The following is a 15538-nucleotide window of genomic DNA, read 5'->3' as shown; positions in this document are numbered from 1 at the left end:
CGCCTCAGGTTACTGACCCGCTGTCTCGGCGGCCTCCTTGACCTTGGCGACCAGCATCTCCCACATCTCCTGGGAGTGCTTGGCCTCCTCCTCGCTCGCGTTGTTGTCCTGCGTGAGCTTCAAGTGGGTCGCCGTACCGTCGCCGTCCAGCGTGTAGATCAGCGTGTGGTAGTTCTCCGGTACGTCGGGCTGCCCGGTCAGCGGACTGTAGTGCGTCAGCTTCAGCAGCCGCCCGGGGTCGACCTCGAGGATCTCGCCCTTGTCCTGATAAGGCTTCCCCTCCCACTCGCCACTCCAGGTGATCGGACTCCCCTGCTGCCAGTCCGTCTTCACCTCGGCCCCGAACCACAGCTCCTTCAGCTGCTCCGGATCGGTCAGCACGTCCCACACCCGCTCGGGCGCTGCGGCGATATCGGTCTCGGCGGTCGCCAGGTAGTTCGTCATCATCCTCAACTCCTCTCACCCCTGACCGTACGACGGCCGCCACCTACGCGCTTGTAAGAAAGCGTCAACCGAGCCGCGCCAGCTCCTCCTCGACCACATCCGGTGACAGCTTGGCGAAGATCGGGGTGGGCGGCCGCACCGGCGTGCCGGGTACGACGGGCTCGGACGCCCAGCGTGGTTGGGCGGTGTAGTCGCCGGTGATGATCGGGTAGGGTGCGCCGCCGTCGAGGTCGTCGGCCTCGTGGACCTCGGGCTGCGGCAGGAAGGTCCCGGTCCCGCCGAGTGCCTCGTGCACGCGTTGGGCCGAGTGCGGCAGGAACGGCGCCAGCAGCCGGTTGCTGTCGGCCACCACCTGCGCGGCGACGTGCAGGATCGTCGCCTTCCGCTCCGGGTCCGGCTCCTTCCACGGCGCCTGCTGGGACAGGTACTGGTTCGCGTCGGCCGCGTTCCGCATCGCCGCCCCGATCGCGGTCCGCAGCCGCTGGTGCCGCAGGTGGTCGCCGACGGCGCCGAACGCCTCCTTGCTGCTGGCAAGCAGATTCCGATCGGCCGCGGTCAGCTCACCGGCCGCCGGGATGGCGCCGAGGTTCTTCGCGATCATCGACGCGGTCCGGTTGACCAGGTTGCCCCAGGTGCCGACCAGTTCGTCGTTGTTCCGCCGGACGAAGTCGGACCAGGTGAAGTCGGCGTCATGCGTCTCCGGCCCGGCGACCGACACCCAGTACCGCAACGCGTCCGGCCCGTACCGCTCCAGCACGTCGCGGACGAAGATCACCACCGACCGGGACGACGAGAACTTCTTGCCCTCCTGGGTCAGGAACTCGCTGCTCACCACTTCGGTCGGCAGATTGAGTACGCCGTACTGCCCGGGAGACGCGTTGTAGCCGAGGAGTTCGGCCGGCCAGATCTGGGCGTGGAAGGTGATGTTGTCCTTGCCCATGAAGTAGTAGGACTGGGCCTCCGGATCGCACCACCACTTGCGCCAGGCGTCCGGGTCGCCGGACCGCCGGGCCCATTCGATGCTGGCGGACAGGTAGCCGATGACCGCGTCGAACCACACGTACAGCCGCTTGTTCGGGTTGTCCTCCCAGCCCGGCAGCGGCACCGGGATGCCCCAGTCGATGTCGCGCGTCATCGCCCGCGGCCGGACGTCGTCGAGGAGGTTGAGGGCGAAATTGAGCACGTTCGGCCGCCACCCGGTGCGGGTCTGCAACCAGGCGCCCAGTTGATCGGCCAGCGCCGGCAGGTCCAGGAAGAGCTGCTCCGACTCCGTGAACACCGGCGCCTCGCCGTTGATCCGGCTGTGCGGGTTGATCAGGTCGATCGCGTCCAGTTGGTTCCCGCAGTTGTCACACTGGTCCCCGCGGGCGCCGTCGTACCCACAGATCGGGCAGGTGCCCTCGATGAAGCGGTCCGGCAGCGTTCGGCCGGTGGACGGCGAGATCGCGCCCATCGTCGTCCTGCTGATGAGATATCCGTTGCGGTAAAGGGTTTTGAAGAGCTCCTGGGCGACGGCGTAGTGGTTGCGCGTCGTGGTCCGGGTGAACAGGTCGTAGGACAGGCCGAGGCCGTGCAGATCCTCGACGATCACCCGGTTGTAGCGGTCGGCGAGCTCCTGCGGGCTCACGCCGTCCTGCTCCGCCTGCACGAGGATCGGCGTACCGTGCTCGTCCGTCCCGGACACCATCAGCACGTCATGACCAGCCATCCGCAGGTACCGGCTGAACACATCGGACGGTACGCCGAAGCCGGACACGTGGCCGATATGCCTGGGACCGTTCGCGTACGGCCAGGCCACGGCGGACAGGATGCTGGTCATGCGGTCGACTGTAGAAGGGAAGCAGTCGCCGGGGCGACGGGTTTACCCCTTGCAGCGTCAGCGGATCGGTGTCGTCTGCGCCAAGGCGATCTGCCACCCGTCACCCCTGCGCACCAGCACGTACGTCATCGCACCGGTCGTGGGCATCGTGCCGGCTTCAGCGGATCGCTCATCATGGATCGTCTTGGTCAGGCTGGCGATCGCAACGTCCGCCGCAGGGAACCGGATGTCGTCGATCCGCAGCGTCGTCCGAACATCCTTCAACGGCGTCGACAGCGCTTCTGCCATCGCAGCGGCGAAGGTGTCCCGCCCGAAGACTCGCCGACCGGCGAGGTTGACGAGCACCAGGTCGGGGGTGTGCAGAGCGGGCAGTGCATCGGTGTCCAGTTGCGCCTCCTGAGATCGAGCGACAAGCTCGCGGATCAGCTTCTCGTCGGCGTCGCGGCCGGTCTTCGACGTGGTCATGACGGAGACCGTAGTACCTCAACAAGGGTTGAGATCAAGCACTCTTCGACCGGCTCTGGTACCTACGTCAATACAGCTCCAGCTCCGGGTTCCTGACCGCGGTGCGGTGGGTGGTCGGGGACATGCCGAAGCGGCGGCCGAACTGGCGACTGAAGTAGTGCGGTGAGTCGAACCCGACCGCACGGGCGATCTGCGCGACGGACATGTCGGTCGCGCCGAGCAGCTCGGCCGCCCGCTGCAGCCGCAGCGCCACGACCACGTTCATGATCGAGTCGCCGACCTGCTCCTTGAACAAGTGGGCGAGCCGGGAGACCGACACCTGCGCGAGCCCGGCCAGCGAGGTCAGGGTGTGCGGTCGCGCGGGATCGGCCGTGATCGCGTCGAGGACCAGCTGGACGCGGGCGTCGAGGTGCTGGGTGTTCCGGCGCAGGCTGGCGACCGCGGTCAGCAACACCTCCTCGATCCCGTTCATGGTCAGCTCGACCGCGACACTCTTCTCGAGCAGGTGCAGCTCGGTGTCACCCGTCGGTGAGAGGCCGGCCCGCTGCGCGTCGCGGTGCAACCGGTCGAACGCCGATACCACCCGATCCGTCTCCGACGATCTGGCCAGTCGCACGTACGAGAGGCCGGGCATTGCCTGCGGCAACGACAACCACGCGTGCCACTCCCGCCGGGGCTGGAAATGCGCCCACCAGGATTCCCAGAACGTCCCGACCGTGCCGTAGTCGTGTTCGGTGCCGGGGCTGACCAGCACGAGGTCCCCGTGGCCCAGCGTCAGTTTGTCTCCACCGATCTGGAACTGGCCGATGCCGGCCGCGGTATAGAGCAGGTACCAGCTGCCCACGCCGTCCGGGCGGACGACCCGGTAGTCGCCGCCGCTGTGGAAGTGACCGGTGACCAGTTTGCTCGGCGGCGGGATCTCGCTGTAGAGCTCGATAAGGATCCGGGTAGCAAGATCGTGCTCAGAGTCAGCAGGCTCTGTCATGGCCTCCCCTTCGCAGACGTTCCAAGATTACCTGCACGGCAGCAAGATCCTGCACACTCAGCGAATCGAGGATCCCCGTGGGCTTCAGTACCGTCGCCGAGCTCGGGCACGACGCCACCACGCTGGTCTTCGAGCACGGCTGGCAGTCGTGGAGCCCGAGCGGCTGGTACCGGCTCGGCGCGTGCCCGCCCCGGCCGACCGCGCCGAACCACCACGTGATGGCGTATCGCCCGGGCGTGACAGCCGGTCGGTTCCAGGGCGAAGGACTGCTCGCGGTGACGACCGGCGGCGAGGTGACTCTCGTTGCCGCGAGTACTCCTGACGCGGTCCCGTCGATCCGCTGCGAGGTCAAGGCCGACCGGCTGGTGATCTCGGCCGACGGTGAGGTCGAGGTGACGACGAGCACCCACGCCAACCCGAACCAGGCCCTGGCCGACTGGGCCGACGCCTTCGCGGCCAGTACGGCGCACTCCGCGGTCCGGGTGTTCGGGCCGGCCTGGTGCAGCTGGTACGCGTACTGGGGCAAGGTCACCGAGCGGGACGTGATGACCGACGTACGGCAGTTCGACCAGCACGACCTGAGCGTCGACCTGGTTCTGCTCGACGAGGGGTACCAAGCGGAGATCGGCGACTGGCTGACACCACGCGAGGACTTCGGATCGACCGTGCGGCTGGCCGCCGACATCCGCTCGAGCGGTCGCCGGGCCGGGATCTGGGTGGCGCCGTTCCTGGTCGGCAGCAACAGCGAGACCGCCCGCCGGCATCCCGAGTGGCTCGTCCCCGGGATCACCGCGGGCACCAACTGGGGCCAGGAGCAACTGGTTCTGGACGTGACCCACCCCGGCGCCGCGCGGCACCTGCAGGACGTGTTCACTGAGCTCTGCCGGCAGGGCTACGACCACTTCAAGCTGGACTTCCTGTACGGCGGCGCGATCGAGGGTCCGCGACACGAGCAGCTCGACGGCATCTCGGCGTACCGGCACGGGATGCGGTTGCTGCGCGAAGCCGTCGGGCCCAATCGGATCCTGCACGGTTGCGGCGCCCCGATCCTGCCGAGTCTCGGGCTGGTCGACTGCCTGCGCATCTCCCCGGACACCGATCCGCTGGTCGAGCCGCCGTCCGGCGACATCAGCCAGCCGGGCCAGCGCGGTGCGCGGTCCACTTCGGTCGCGCGCGAGTTCCTGCACGGCCGGTGGTGGGCGAACGACTCCGACTGCCTGATCGTGCGTCCCGACGTCCAGGACCGGGAAGGGTGGGCCGACCACATCGAGAGCGGCCCCGGGCTGCGGATGTCCAGCGACCCCATCGCCGAGCTCGACCGCTGGGGCCTCGACCGCACCCGCGAGCTGCTCACCCCGAGCTCGCCGCGGCCGCATCCGCTGAAGGATCCCGATGCTTAGGCCGGCGCCCCGCCGTACCCGTCGGCCCGGCCGGTCCCGGCAGACACTGGCCGCGTACACCCTGCTGGCACCGAGTCTGGTCGGCGTCATCGGCTTCCTGCTCGCGCCCGTGCTGATCGTGATCGCGCTCAGCCTGTTCGACTGGAAGTTGCTGTCGACGCCGGAGTTCGTTGGCCTGGCCAACTACCGCAAGTTGGTTGCCGACGGCGACGTCTGGCACTCGCTCCTCGTCACCCTGTACTACGTCCTGATCTGCGTGCCGGGCACCACGATCCTCTCGCTGCTGCTGGCCTTGCTGGTCGACCGGAAGCTGCGCTGGATGAAGTACTTCCGGGCGCTGCTGGTGATCCCGTGGATGGCGACCCCGGTCGCGCTCGGCTTGGTCTGGACCTGGATCTTCGACCCTGCCCGGGGTGCCCTCAACCAGTTCCTCGGTCTCTTCGGGATCGACGGTCCGGCCTGGCTGTCGTCACCGGTGCTGGCGATGCCGAGCGTCGCCGCCGTCCACATCTGGCAGTTCGCCGGCTACAACATGCTGTTCTTCCTGGCCGGCCTGCAGAACATTCCCCAGTCGTTGCGGGAGGCGTCCTCGCTCGACGGCGCTTCCCCGATCAAGCACTTCTTCGCCATCACGCTCCCGCTGCTGCGGCCGACGCTGTTGTTCGTGCTGATCACCAACGTGATCGGCTCGTTCCAGGCCTTCGACACGATCTTCGTGATGACCGAGGGCGGACCGGGTGACAGCACCGAGGTGGCGACGTACCTGATCTACGACGAGGCGTTCCGCAAGTTCGACTTCGGCTATGCCTCGACGATCTCGGTGCTGCTGTTCGCGGTGGTGCTGATCGCCACGATCTCGCAGTTCGTGTACTTCGAGCGCCGAACGACCTACGAGGTGTCCGGATGAAACTCCGCCTCTTCACGTACGCCGTCCTGGTGGCCGGCTGTGTGTTCGCGATCTTCCCGTACTTCCTGTCCGTGCTCACCGCATTCAAGGGCCCTGGGCAACTGTCGGACACGATGCCCTGGGAACCGGGACTGCCGCCCAGCACGGCCGCCTTCCACCGGCTGTTCGCGTCCGGGTTCGGCGGCTACCTGGTGAACACCGTGCTGGTCACGGCCGGGATCACCGCCGGCCAGGTGGTGTTCGCGATCCTCGCGGCGTACGCGTTCGCGCGGTTGTCGTTCCCGGGCCGGGACGCCTTGTTCTGGGTATACCTGTCCACGCTGATGGTGCCGCCGGTGGTCACGATGATCCCGCTCTACCTGATGATGCAGAAACTCGGTCTGGTCGACACCTGGGCCGGCCTGATGCTGCCGACGATGCTCGGGACGCCGTACGCGATCTTCCTGCTCCGGCAGTTCTTCCGCACCATCCCGGTGGATCTCGAGGACGCGGCCCGGATCGACGGCGCCGGCCGGGTCCGCACGCTGGTGTCGATCGTGCTGCCGCTGTCGAAACCGATCCTGGTCACCGTCACCACCCTCGCGGTGGTCGCCAACTGGAACAGCTTCCTCTGGCCGCTGATCATCACCAGCAGCGAGGACAAGCGGCTGCTCTCGGTCGGCATCGCCTTGTTCAAAGGCGAGATCGGCGTCGACTACAACGCCGTGATGGCCGGCAGCCTGATCGCGCTGCTGCCGCTGCTGGTGCTCTTCGTCGTCTTCCAGCGCTTCATCGTCCGCTCGGTCGCGGTCACCGGGCTCAAGTAACTTCGGAGGATCTGATGTCTCGAAACCTTTCCCGGCGGACGTTCCTGATCGGTGCCGGCAGTGTGCTCGCGCTGGCCGGCTGCGGTTCGAACGACGGCGCGAGCGGTGGCGGTGGCGGTGGCAAGGTCGAGCTCGTGTACCGGCTGTGGGACGAGCAGCAGGAGGTCGGCTACAAGGCGGTGTTCGCCGCGTTCACCGCCGAGAACCCCGACATCACCGTCCGGATGGAGGTGCTGCCGTACGACCAGTACTGGACCAAGCTGACCACCGAACTGGCCGGTGGCAAGGCGCCGGACGTGTTCTGGCTGACCGTCGACAGCTTCCCCGACCTGGCCGGCAAGGGTGTGCTCGCACCCCTGGACGATCTGATCGCGAAGGCCGGGCTGAAGCTCGACTCGTACCATCCGAACGTCGTCCAGTCGTACAAGTTCGAGGACAAGCAACTGGGGATGCCGAAGGATCTCGGCATCGTCGGCCTGCTGTACAACAAGACGCTGTTCGCCAAGGCCGGGGTGGCGATGCCGGACCAGCTCACCTGGGCTCCGGACGGCTCCGGGACCTTCGAGGAACTCGCGCGCAAGCTGACCGTCGGCGGCAAGCAATGGGGGTTCTGCTCCTGGAACCACAGCCAGACCCAGTGGCTGAACTGGATCGCGTCCAACGGCGGTCACGCGATGGACAAGCCGTACGGGACCTTCGACTTCGCCGGACCGAAATCGGTCGAGGCGCTGCAGTGGGCCCGCGACCTGATCTTCCAGTGGCACCTCTCCCCCGACGGCACCCGGACCAATCCGCCGACGGGTCAGGCGACCGAGATGTTCTACCGCGGCGAGGTGGCGATGTTCCCGGCCAACAACGCGCTGCTGCCGTTCGCCCTGCCGGAGGTGAAGTTCCCGATCGGCGTCGCGGCGATGCCCGCCGGGCCGTCGGGCCGCACGGTCGTGATCAACGGGCTCGCGGAGGGGATGTTCGCCAAGACCAAGCACCCCGACCAGGCCGGCAAGCTGGTCGCGTTCCTCGGCTCGGAGAAGGCGCAGAAGCTGATGGGCGACGCGGGCTACATCACCCCGGCTCTGAACAACGCCGGCGCGGGCTACACGGCGTACTGGAAGAAGAAGGGCATCGATGTCCAGCCGTTCCTCGACTCGGCCGCCTCCAGCACGGTGAACATGCCGATCGCCGAGGGCTGGACGGGGAAGGTCGCCGACATCAACAAGACGGTGAACGACCTCTACCTGGACAAGACCGACGTCGCCGCCATCGCCGCAGCCATGGACAAGATCGGGAACGACAAATGAAGGATCTGACCGACTCGTACGGCGAGCTCAGTGACGCGGCGGTGCTGCGGGGGCGGCTGGCTGAGGATGGCTATCTGTTCTTTCGTGGGCTGCTGCCGGGCGACGTGATCGGCGACGTGCGCGATCAGCTCGCCCGGATTCTGCACGACAGCAACTGGCTCGCGCCCGGCACCGCGCCGGAGGAGCTGGTCGCGTCGGAGCGGGCCGTGGAGGAAGGATCGCCCGGGTTCTTCGGTGCTTACACCGCCATCCAGAGCACGCAGGCGTTCCACCAGCTGGCCGTGCGTCCCGAGCTGCTGGCTCTGGCGGCGCGGCTGCTGGGTGAGGGGCCGTTCGCGCATCCGGCGCACATCTGCCGGATCGCGCCGCCGTCGCCTGGGGCCAACCCGACCCCGATCCATCAGGACTACCGGTTCATCCAGGGCTGCATCGACACCTTGACCACCTGGCTGCCGCTCAGTGCGGCGCCGCCGGAGATCGGTGGGCTTCGGGTGTTGGCCGGCTCGCCGCGGCTCGGCGTACTGCCGGTCAGGGCGTCGGACGGGCCCGGGATGATGCGGGCCGAGGCGGACGAGGACCATCCGGAGTGGCGGACGGCGTCGTACCAGCCGGGTGACGTGCTGCTGTTCGGGAGCCTCACCGTGCACGGCGCGATGCCGAACCGGACGAAGCAGCTGCGGTTGTCGGCCGACTTCCGGTATCAGGCCGTCAGTGCGCCGATGGCCCGCGACCTCCTCGGCACCGGCAAGCCGCACTACCACCCGGACGTCCCCGACTTCCCGACCCTCACCCGCGGCTGGACCTCGACGGACTCCGTCGAGATCCCGCCCGGGGTGAACTTCGTCGACCGCTGGGACCCGCGCGTGGCCGACGTACCAACACCGGCCTCGCGGTTCGCCTTCGTCTAGGGGAGTACGACGACCTTGCCGGGGGCGTGGCCGGATTCGCTGAGATCTTGGGCCTTGGCGGCGTCTGTCAGGGCGAAGGTCTGGGCGATGCGGACCTTGAGGTTGCCGGCCGCGGCGGCCTGCAGTTGGTTGGTCAGGCCGGCGGCGATCTCCGTCGGGGAGGCACTGCTGCCCATGGACGCCGCAACGCCGAGTTCCGCGGCGCTGAAGTCGGCGATCGTGACGATGCGGTCGGTGTCGCCGCGGAGTTCGATCGACTCCTTCAGGCCGCCCTGGCCGGCGGTGTCGAACACCGCGTCGATGCCCTGCGGCGCGACCTCGCGGACCCGGTCGACGAGGCCCTCGCCGTACGCGACCGGGATCACGCCGAGCGAGCGCAGGAAGTCGTGGTTGGCGGGCGACGCCGTACCGATGACCGTGGCGCCCGCGGTCCTGGCGAGCTGGGCCGCGATCGAGCCGACCGCGCCGGCGGCGCCGTGCAGGAGCAGGGTCTCACCGTCCTTCAACTGCAGCTCGTCCAGGACACGCTGCGCCGTCTCACCCGCGATCGGCAGCCCGACCGCCTGCTCCCAGCTCAGGCCCTCCGGCTTGCGTACGACGTTGCCGACCAGCGCGTGCTCGGCGTACGACCCGGTCGTGGACCAGCCGACGACCTCGTCACCGACGGCGAACTCCGAGCCTTCACCGACCTCGTCCACCACCCCGGCGACCTCCATCCCCGGTGTGGCCGGGAACGTCACGTCGATGAACCCCTTGGTCCAGCCTCGGCGGACCTTGAAGTCGATCGGGTTCACTCCGGCCGCGCGAACGCGGACCCGGGTCTGTCCGGGCCCGGCGTGCGGCTCGGTCACATCCTCGGTCCGCAGCACCTCGGGACCGCCGAACTCCTCGAAAACCACCGCTTGCATGGTGCGCCTCCATCGATTGATTGATACTTCAATCAAGGTTGCCCGGCGCCGGGGCATTCCCGACTGGCCGAACGAACGGTTGTCCACCGTCCGAACGACGGGCTCGGGTGGACACATCAACCGAAGTAGGCTGAAGGACATGGCAGACGAGGTGCTGGCCGCCGCGGCGCAGATCATCGACGGGCCTACCGACGAGCTGTTGGTCCGGCTCTCGGCCGCGGCGGCCGAGCTGATCCCGCATCGTGCGGTTGCCCAGCTCGCCTCCCAGTGCGCATCCACCCCGATCACGACTCACGGTGAGCCCGCGCTCGCCAAGGCCATTACCGGCGCAGACCTGGCCGGCCTCCTCGGCACCGTGACCGCGGGTCACCCGTGGCAGGGCGTCGTACCGATCGCCGGAGCGCCCCACCCTGTCCTGGCCGTCGCCAGCGACCGGGCGCCACGGGGATCAGTGGTCGTCTTCATCCGGTCCGACGAGACGCCGACGGACGCCGCCGCCACGCTTCAGCCGTTGTGGGACCTGGTCACCGCGCACATGTACCAGCTGACCCTCGAGCGCGAGCCCGGCGCCCTGGCGCAGAACCGGGCCGTGGCCAAGGCCCGCGCCGACCTCGCCGCCGAACTCGGTGAGGCCCACGCGGCCACGCTTGCCACGCTTCTCGGCGTACTGCGGAACCAGCGGGTCGACGCTGATGCGGCGCGCTCGACGGCCGTGGAGCTCGCCCTGAACGGCCTGGCCGACCTGCGCACCGACACCCGGCGGGACCGGGTGTGGAGCGGCGAGGAACCGGCCGGCAAGGCGTTCGAGCGACTCGCCGACTCGCTCCGCGCCCTGCTCCGGCACGGGCCGGTCGACCTCGAACTGGATGCCCCCGGCAACGATCGGCTGATCCCGGCCGGGGTCGCCCACCGCGCCCGCGTCGCCGTCCGATCCGTGGTCCTCGCGATGCTCACCCAGGAACACGTACGGCGGATCCGCGTCGGCTGGCGGTGGACCGGGGCGGATCTCCAGGCCACTGTCCGCGACGACGGCCCGGGCCGGCTCGAGGACGTGCTGGACCTGGGCCAACTGGCTGAGCGCCTCCGCCTGCACGAGGACGACCTGGATCTCGACGCCGTCCCCGGCTGGGGGTTGACCGCCCGGATCACCCTGCACGCGCACGAGACCGCCCAGCCCCGGACGATCACGCCGGACCCGCTGGCCGCACTGGGCACCCGCGAGCTCGAAGTACTCGAACGCCTCGCGCAGGGTCAGCGCAACCGCTCGATCGCCGACGAGCTGCACATCAGCGAGTCGACGGTGAAGTTCCACGTCGCGAACATCCTCACGAAGCTCGCCGTCACCAGCCGAACCCAGGCCGCCGCGCTCTACCACGCGACGGCCGCAATCCAGGTCTAGGCCAGGTCCAGGTCTAGGCCTCTTCGAGCCGCGGGAACAGCGGGTCGCCCTTGGTCAGCGTGGCGCCGGCTGGGAGCTGGCCCCACGTGCCGGCGTCCTGGACCCGCTGGTCCTTCAGCGAACCGAGCTTCTCCTCGGCGCCCAGCAGCGTCCAGAGCTTCGCGGACGTCTTCGGCATCGTCGGGTTGTGCAGTACGGCGACCGCTCGCAGCGTCTCCGCCGCGCTGTAGAGGATCGTGGCCAGGCGGGCCTGCTGGGACTCGTCCTTCGCCACCTTCCACGGCTCCTGCTCGGTGACGTACCCGTTGACCGCGCCGACCAGCTCGTTGATCGCGGCCAGCGCGTCCTGGAACGCGAGCGTGTCGAGCGCCTTGTCCGCGATCGCCACCGTCTGGGCGAGCTTGTCGGCGAGCGCCTGCTCGGCCGGTCCGTGGTCGGTCGGCTCCGGCAGCGCGCCGTCGAAGTACTTGCCGACCATCGCCGCGATGCGGCTGGCCAGGTTGCCCAGGCCGTTGGCGAGCTCGGAGGTGTAGACCGCGCTCAGGTGCTCCCAGGAGAACGAGCCGTCCGACCCGAACTGGATCGTCCGCAGGAAGTAGTACCGGAACGCGTCCGAGCCGAAGTGATCGGTGATCTCGTGCGGCGCGATCGCGGTCAGCTTCGACTTGCTCATCTTCTCGCCGCCGACCAGCAGCCAGCCGTGCGCGAAGACCTGCTTCGGTACGGCGACCTCCGCGGCCATCAGCATCGCCGGCCAGATCACCGCGTGGAACCGGAGGATGTCCTTGCCGACCAGGTGCACGTCGACCGGCCACAGCTCCTCGAACCGCTCCGGGTCGGTGCCGTAGCCCGCGGCGGTCACGTAGTTCAGCAGCGCGTCGATCCAGACGTAGAGGACGTGGTCCTCGTCCCACGGCACCGGGATGCCCCAGTCGAAGGTCGAGCGGGTGATCGACAGGTCCTGCAGGCCCTGCTTGACGAACGCGACCACCTCGTTGCGGGCGCTGGCCGGGGCCACGAAGTCGGGCTGCGACTCGTACAGTTCCAGCAGCTTGTCGGCGTACGCCGAGAGCCGGAAGAAGTAGTTGGTCTCCGAGACCGTCTCCAGCTCGGTGCCGTGGATCATGCACCGCTGGGTGCCGTCGGAGTCGGTGCGGATGTCGGCGGGGAGCTTGAACTCCTCGCAGCCGACGCAGTACAGGCCCTCGTACTCGCCCTTGTAGACGTCGCCCTTGTCGTACAGCGTCTGCCAGAACTCGCGGACCCGCTCGGTGTGCCGCTGCTCGGTGGTCCGGATGAAGTCGTCGTACGCGATGTCGACGTCGACCCAGGCCGGCTTCCAGGCCTCCTCGACCAGCTTGTCCGTCCACGCCTGCGGGGACATGCCCTGCGCCTCGGCGCTGCGCATCACCTTCTCGCCGTGCTCGTCGGTACCGGTCAGGTACCACTTGCGCTCGCCGCGCTGGGCGTGCCAACGGGTCAGGACGTCCCCGGCCACTGTCGTGTAGGCGCTGCCGATGTGCGGCGGGGCCGTGACGTAGTAGATCGGGGTGGTGACGTAATAGGCCTTCTCGGACATGCCTTAAAGGGTAGTGCCGGACGCCAGTGCTATTTACCGGGGTCTCGGGCCGCCAGTACGGCGTCGTACACGGTCCGTTTCGGGACGTTGAAGCGCTTGGCGACGTCGGCGATGGCCTGTTTACGCGGCGTGCCCGCCTCCTCGTCGGTGGCGACCTCGGCGGCCAGGTCCTCCGGGGTGAGGATCTTGTGCGGGTCCGCACCGGCCACCACGACGGTGATCTCCCCGCGGACGCCGTCCTTCGACCAGGTCACCAGGTCGGCGACCGGACCGCGTTTGACCTCTTCGTACGTCTTGGTGAGCTCGCGGCAGACCGCCGTACGACGCTCCGCACCGAAGGCCTCCGCCATCGCCTGGAGAGACGCGGTCAGCCGGTGCGGCGCCTCGAAGAACACCATCGTCCGCGGCTCGTCCGCCAGCTCGCCCAGCCGCCGCGCCCGCTCCCCCGGCTTCCGCGGGAGGAACCCCTCGAACGTGAACCGATCCACCGGCAGCCCGCTCAGTGCCAGCGCGGTCAGTACGGCGGACGGCCCCGGAACCGCCGTGATGTCGACCCCGGCCTCGATCGCCGCGGCCACCAGCCGGTACCCGGGATCCGAAACACTCGGCATCCCCGCATCCGTCACCACGACCACGGTCTGCCCGGACGTCAGCGCCTCGAGCAGCTCCGGAGTCCGCTCCCGCTCGTTCCCCTCGAAGTAGCTGACCACCCGCCCACCGACCGTGATCCCCAGCTCGGAAGTCAGCCTCCGCAACCGCCGGGTGTCCTCCGCGGCCACCACATCTGCCCCCGCCAGCGCCCTCCCCAACCGCGGCGAAGCGTCCAGCACATCCCCAATAGGAGTCCCCGCCAACACCAATCGCCCGGTCACCAGGCCATCATCCCAGCCGCCCGGAACCCACGCGGGGAGGCGGTGGTACCGGGGCGTCCGTACCATGGCGGGCGTGGCTGCTGTGATCGAGGACGGGACTGCGCGGCGGAGTGACGCTGCCGACGGGCTGGAGACGCTCGGGCGGGACGTGCTCGGGAGACGGCTGCCGCCGCTGAAGGACCGGTTGTACCCGCCGATGCCGAAGGACTTCGACGGCGGCTGGATCGCGACGCTGGCGATCACCGCGATGGCGGCGATCCTGCGGTTCTGGAACCTGGGCAACCCGGTGAAGTTCGTCTTCGACGAGACGTACTACGCCAAGGACGCCTTCAGCCTGCTCAAGTTCGGCTACGCCCGGCAGTTCATCGACCAGCCGGAGGGTGCCGCGGACAAGGCGATCCTGAGCGGCAACCTGGACGTCTTCAAGGCCACCCCGAGCCTGACCGTGCACCCCGAGGTCGGCAAGTGGATGATCGCCGCCGGTGAGCAGCTGTTCGGGATGAACACGTTCGGCTGGCGGTTCATGCCGGCCCTGTTCGGTACCCTGACCGTGCTGCTGGTGATCCGGACGGTACGCCGGATGGCCCGGTCGACCCTGATCGGCGCCATCGCGGGCCTGCTGCTCGCCGTCGACGGCCTGCACTTCGTGATGTCCCGGGTCGCGCTGCTCGACATCTTCCTGGCGTTCTGGATCGTCGCCGCGGTCTCCTGCCTGATCGCCGACCGGGACTGGACCCGCCGCCGGCACGCCGACACCCTCGACACCCCGGTCCCGGACGGGGAGCGCCGTACCGTCGGCCGCTGGCTGCTGTTCCGCCCGTGGCGGATCCTGGCCGGGATCTGCTTCGGCCTCGCCTGCGGGACCAAGTGGTCCGCGATCTGGGTGCTGGCCGGCTTCGGCATCCTGGCCTTCGCCTGGGACTTCGGAGCCCGGCGCGCGCTCGGCGTCCGGTTCGCCTTCGTGAAGTCGGTGCTGGTCGACGGCATCCCGGCGTTCTTCAGCATCGTGCTGGTCGCGCTCGTCACCTACCTCGCGACCTGGACCGGCTGGCTGCTGCACGACAACGCCTACGACCACGACTACGCATCCAAGAATCCGGCCCACGGCGTCATGAAGGTCGTCCCGGACGACTTCCGCTCACTCCTGCACTACCACCAGGAAGTGCTCGCCTTCCACACCGGCGACTACATCAAGCACGCCACCCACCCCTACCAGTCGAACCCGGCCGGCTGGCCGATCATCGCCCGCCCGATCGGGTTCGACGCGGTCAACGACATCAAGGCCGGTACGCCGGGCTGCAACCCGCCGGCCGGGACGAACTGCCTGTCGGTGATCTCCGCCCTCGGGACCCCGATCCTCTGGTGGGGCGGCGCCCTCGCGCTGATCGCTGCCCTGGTGCTGTGGATAGGCTCGCGCGACTGGAGATTCGGCGTACCGATCGTCGGCTACATCACCTGCTGGGTGCCGTGGTTCGCGTTCGACGACAGACCGATCTTCTTCTTCTACGCCGTGACGATGATCCCGTTCACGGTGATGGCGTTGGCCCTCGTGCTCGGCAAGATCCTCGGACCGGCCAGAGCCGCGCTGGGTACGGCGACGCCACGAAGACTCATCGGCAGTGCGGTGGTGGGCGCCTTCGTCGTACTCGTCGTGCTGGACTTCGCCTACATCTGGCCGATCCTGACCGACAAGGTCCTCCCACACCCGGACTGGCTCAGCCGGATGTGGTTCAAGTCCTGGATCTGAG

Annotated in this window: 14 protein-coding genes; 7 read left to right on the top strand and 7 right to left on the bottom strand. The window is 68.6% G+C overall.

Going from position 1 to position 15538, the window contains the following annotated elements; genetic code table 11:
• Positions 1-9: 9 nt before the first annotated feature.
• The 4 genes from OG876_RS21095 to OG876_RS21080 form a co-directional block, all read right to left on the bottom strand.
• Positions 10-447 carry an SRPBCC family protein gene (locus OG876_RS21095; RefSeq protein ID WP_328526611.1) on the bottom strand — a complete coding sequence of 146 codons (438 nt, stop codon included), beginning with the start codon at positions 445-447 and terminating at the stop codon, positions 10-12.
• Positions 448-508: 61 nt separating this feature from the next.
• Positions 509-2263: a methionine--tRNA ligase gene (gene metG / locus OG876_RS21090; protein WP_328526610.1), complete on the bottom strand. Its 1755-nt coding sequence runs from the start codon at positions 2261-2263 to the stop codon at positions 509-511.
• A gap of 57 nt (positions 2264-2320) precedes the next feature.
• Complete coding sequence (locus OG876_RS21085) at positions 2321-2728, bottom strand: SgcJ/EcaC family oxidoreductase (RefSeq protein WP_328526609.1); 408 nt, start codon at positions 2726-2728, stop codon at positions 2321-2323.
• 67 nt (positions 2729-2795) lie between these two features.
• Positions 2796-3713 (bottom strand): helix-turn-helix domain-containing protein, encoded by a 918-nt coding sequence (locus OG876_RS21080; RefSeq protein WP_328526608.1) that lies wholly within the window; start codon positions 3711-3713, stop codon positions 2796-2798.
• Positions 3714-3790: 77 nt separating this feature from the next.
• Here OG876_RS21080 and OG876_RS21075 point away from each other — a divergent pair, with 77 nt between their 5' ends.
• The 5 genes from OG876_RS21075 to OG876_RS21055 are packed head-to-tail and all read left to right on the top strand — an operon-like array spanning position 3791 to position 9032.
• Positions 3791-5113, top strand: coding sequence for a glycoside hydrolase family 36 protein (locus tag OG876_RS21075; RefSeq protein WP_328526607.1), 1323 nt, complete (start codon positions 3791-3793; stop codon positions 5111-5113).
• Entirely contained in the window at positions 5106-6020 is a 915-nt protein-coding gene (locus tag OG876_RS21070; RefSeq protein ID WP_328526606.1) for a carbohydrate ABC transporter permease, read from the top strand. The genes OG876_RS21075 and OG876_RS21070 overlap by 8 nt, the downstream gene beginning before the upstream one ends.
• Positions 6017-6826, top strand: coding sequence for a carbohydrate ABC transporter permease (locus tag OG876_RS21065; RefSeq protein ID WP_328526605.1), 810 nt, complete (start codon positions 6017-6019; stop codon positions 6824-6826). Before OG876_RS21070 ends, OG876_RS21065 begins: the two co-directional genes overlap by 4 nt.
• Positions 6827-6840: 14 nt before the next feature.
• A complete protein-coding gene (locus tag OG876_RS21060) occupies positions 6841-8124 on the top strand; it encodes an ABC transporter substrate-binding protein (RefSeq protein ID WP_328526604.1) in 1284 nt (427 codons plus the stop codon).
• On the top strand, positions 8121-9032 hold the full coding sequence (locus tag OG876_RS21055; RefSeq protein WP_328526603.1) for a phytanoyl-CoA dioxygenase family protein: 912 nt from the start codon (positions 8121-8123) through the stop codon (positions 9030-9032). The genes OG876_RS21060 and OG876_RS21055 overlap by 4 nt, the downstream gene beginning before the upstream one ends.
• Here OG876_RS21055 and OG876_RS21050 read toward each other — a convergent pair.
• Positions 9029-9940, bottom strand: a complete 912-nt coding sequence (locus tag OG876_RS21050) for an NADP-dependent oxidoreductase (protein ID WP_328526602.1) — start codon at positions 9938-9940, stop codon at positions 9029-9031. The two genes, OG876_RS21055 and OG876_RS21050, sit on opposite strands and share 4 nt — an antisense overlap.
• A gap of 139 nt (positions 9941-10079) precedes the next feature.
• On the opposite strand from OG876_RS21050, the gene OG876_RS21045 reads away from it, so the two are divergent.
• Positions 10080-11339 carry a LuxR C-terminal-related transcriptional regulator gene (locus OG876_RS21045; protein ID WP_328526601.1) on the top strand — a complete coding sequence of 420 codons (1260 nt, stop codon included), beginning with the start codon at positions 10080-10082 and terminating at the stop codon, positions 11337-11339.
• A 13-nt stretch (positions 11340-11352) separates the two neighbouring features.
• Here OG876_RS21045 and metG (OG876_RS21040) read toward each other — a convergent pair whose 3' ends face one another.
• Positions 11353-12918, bottom strand: a complete 1566-nt coding sequence (gene metG, locus OG876_RS21040) for a methionine--tRNA ligase (RefSeq protein WP_328526600.1) — start codon at positions 12916-12918, stop codon at positions 11353-11355.
• 29 nt (positions 12919-12947) lie between these two features.
• Entirely contained in the window at positions 12948-13790 is an 843-nt protein-coding gene (rsmI, locus tag OG876_RS21035; protein ID WP_328526599.1) for a 16S rRNA (cytidine(1402)-2'-O)-methyltransferase, read from the bottom strand.
• A 196-nt stretch (positions 13791-13986) separates the two neighbouring features.
• Here rsmI and OG876_RS21030 point away from each other — a divergent pair, with 196 nt between their 5' ends.
• Positions 13987-15537: a dolichyl-phosphate-mannose--protein mannosyltransferase gene (locus tag OG876_RS21030; protein WP_328526938.1), complete on the top strand. Its 1551-nt coding sequence runs from the start codon at positions 13987-13989 to the stop codon at positions 15535-15537.
• The last annotated feature ends 1 nt before the right edge of the window (position 15538 follow it).

The sequence above is a fragment of the Kribbella sp. NBC_00359 genome (genome assembly GCF_036097425.1).
GTDB lineage: Bacteria > Actinomycetota > Actinomycetes > Propionibacteriales > Kribbellaceae > Kribbella.
This window is presented reverse-complemented; position numbering and strand designations above follow the sequence as displayed.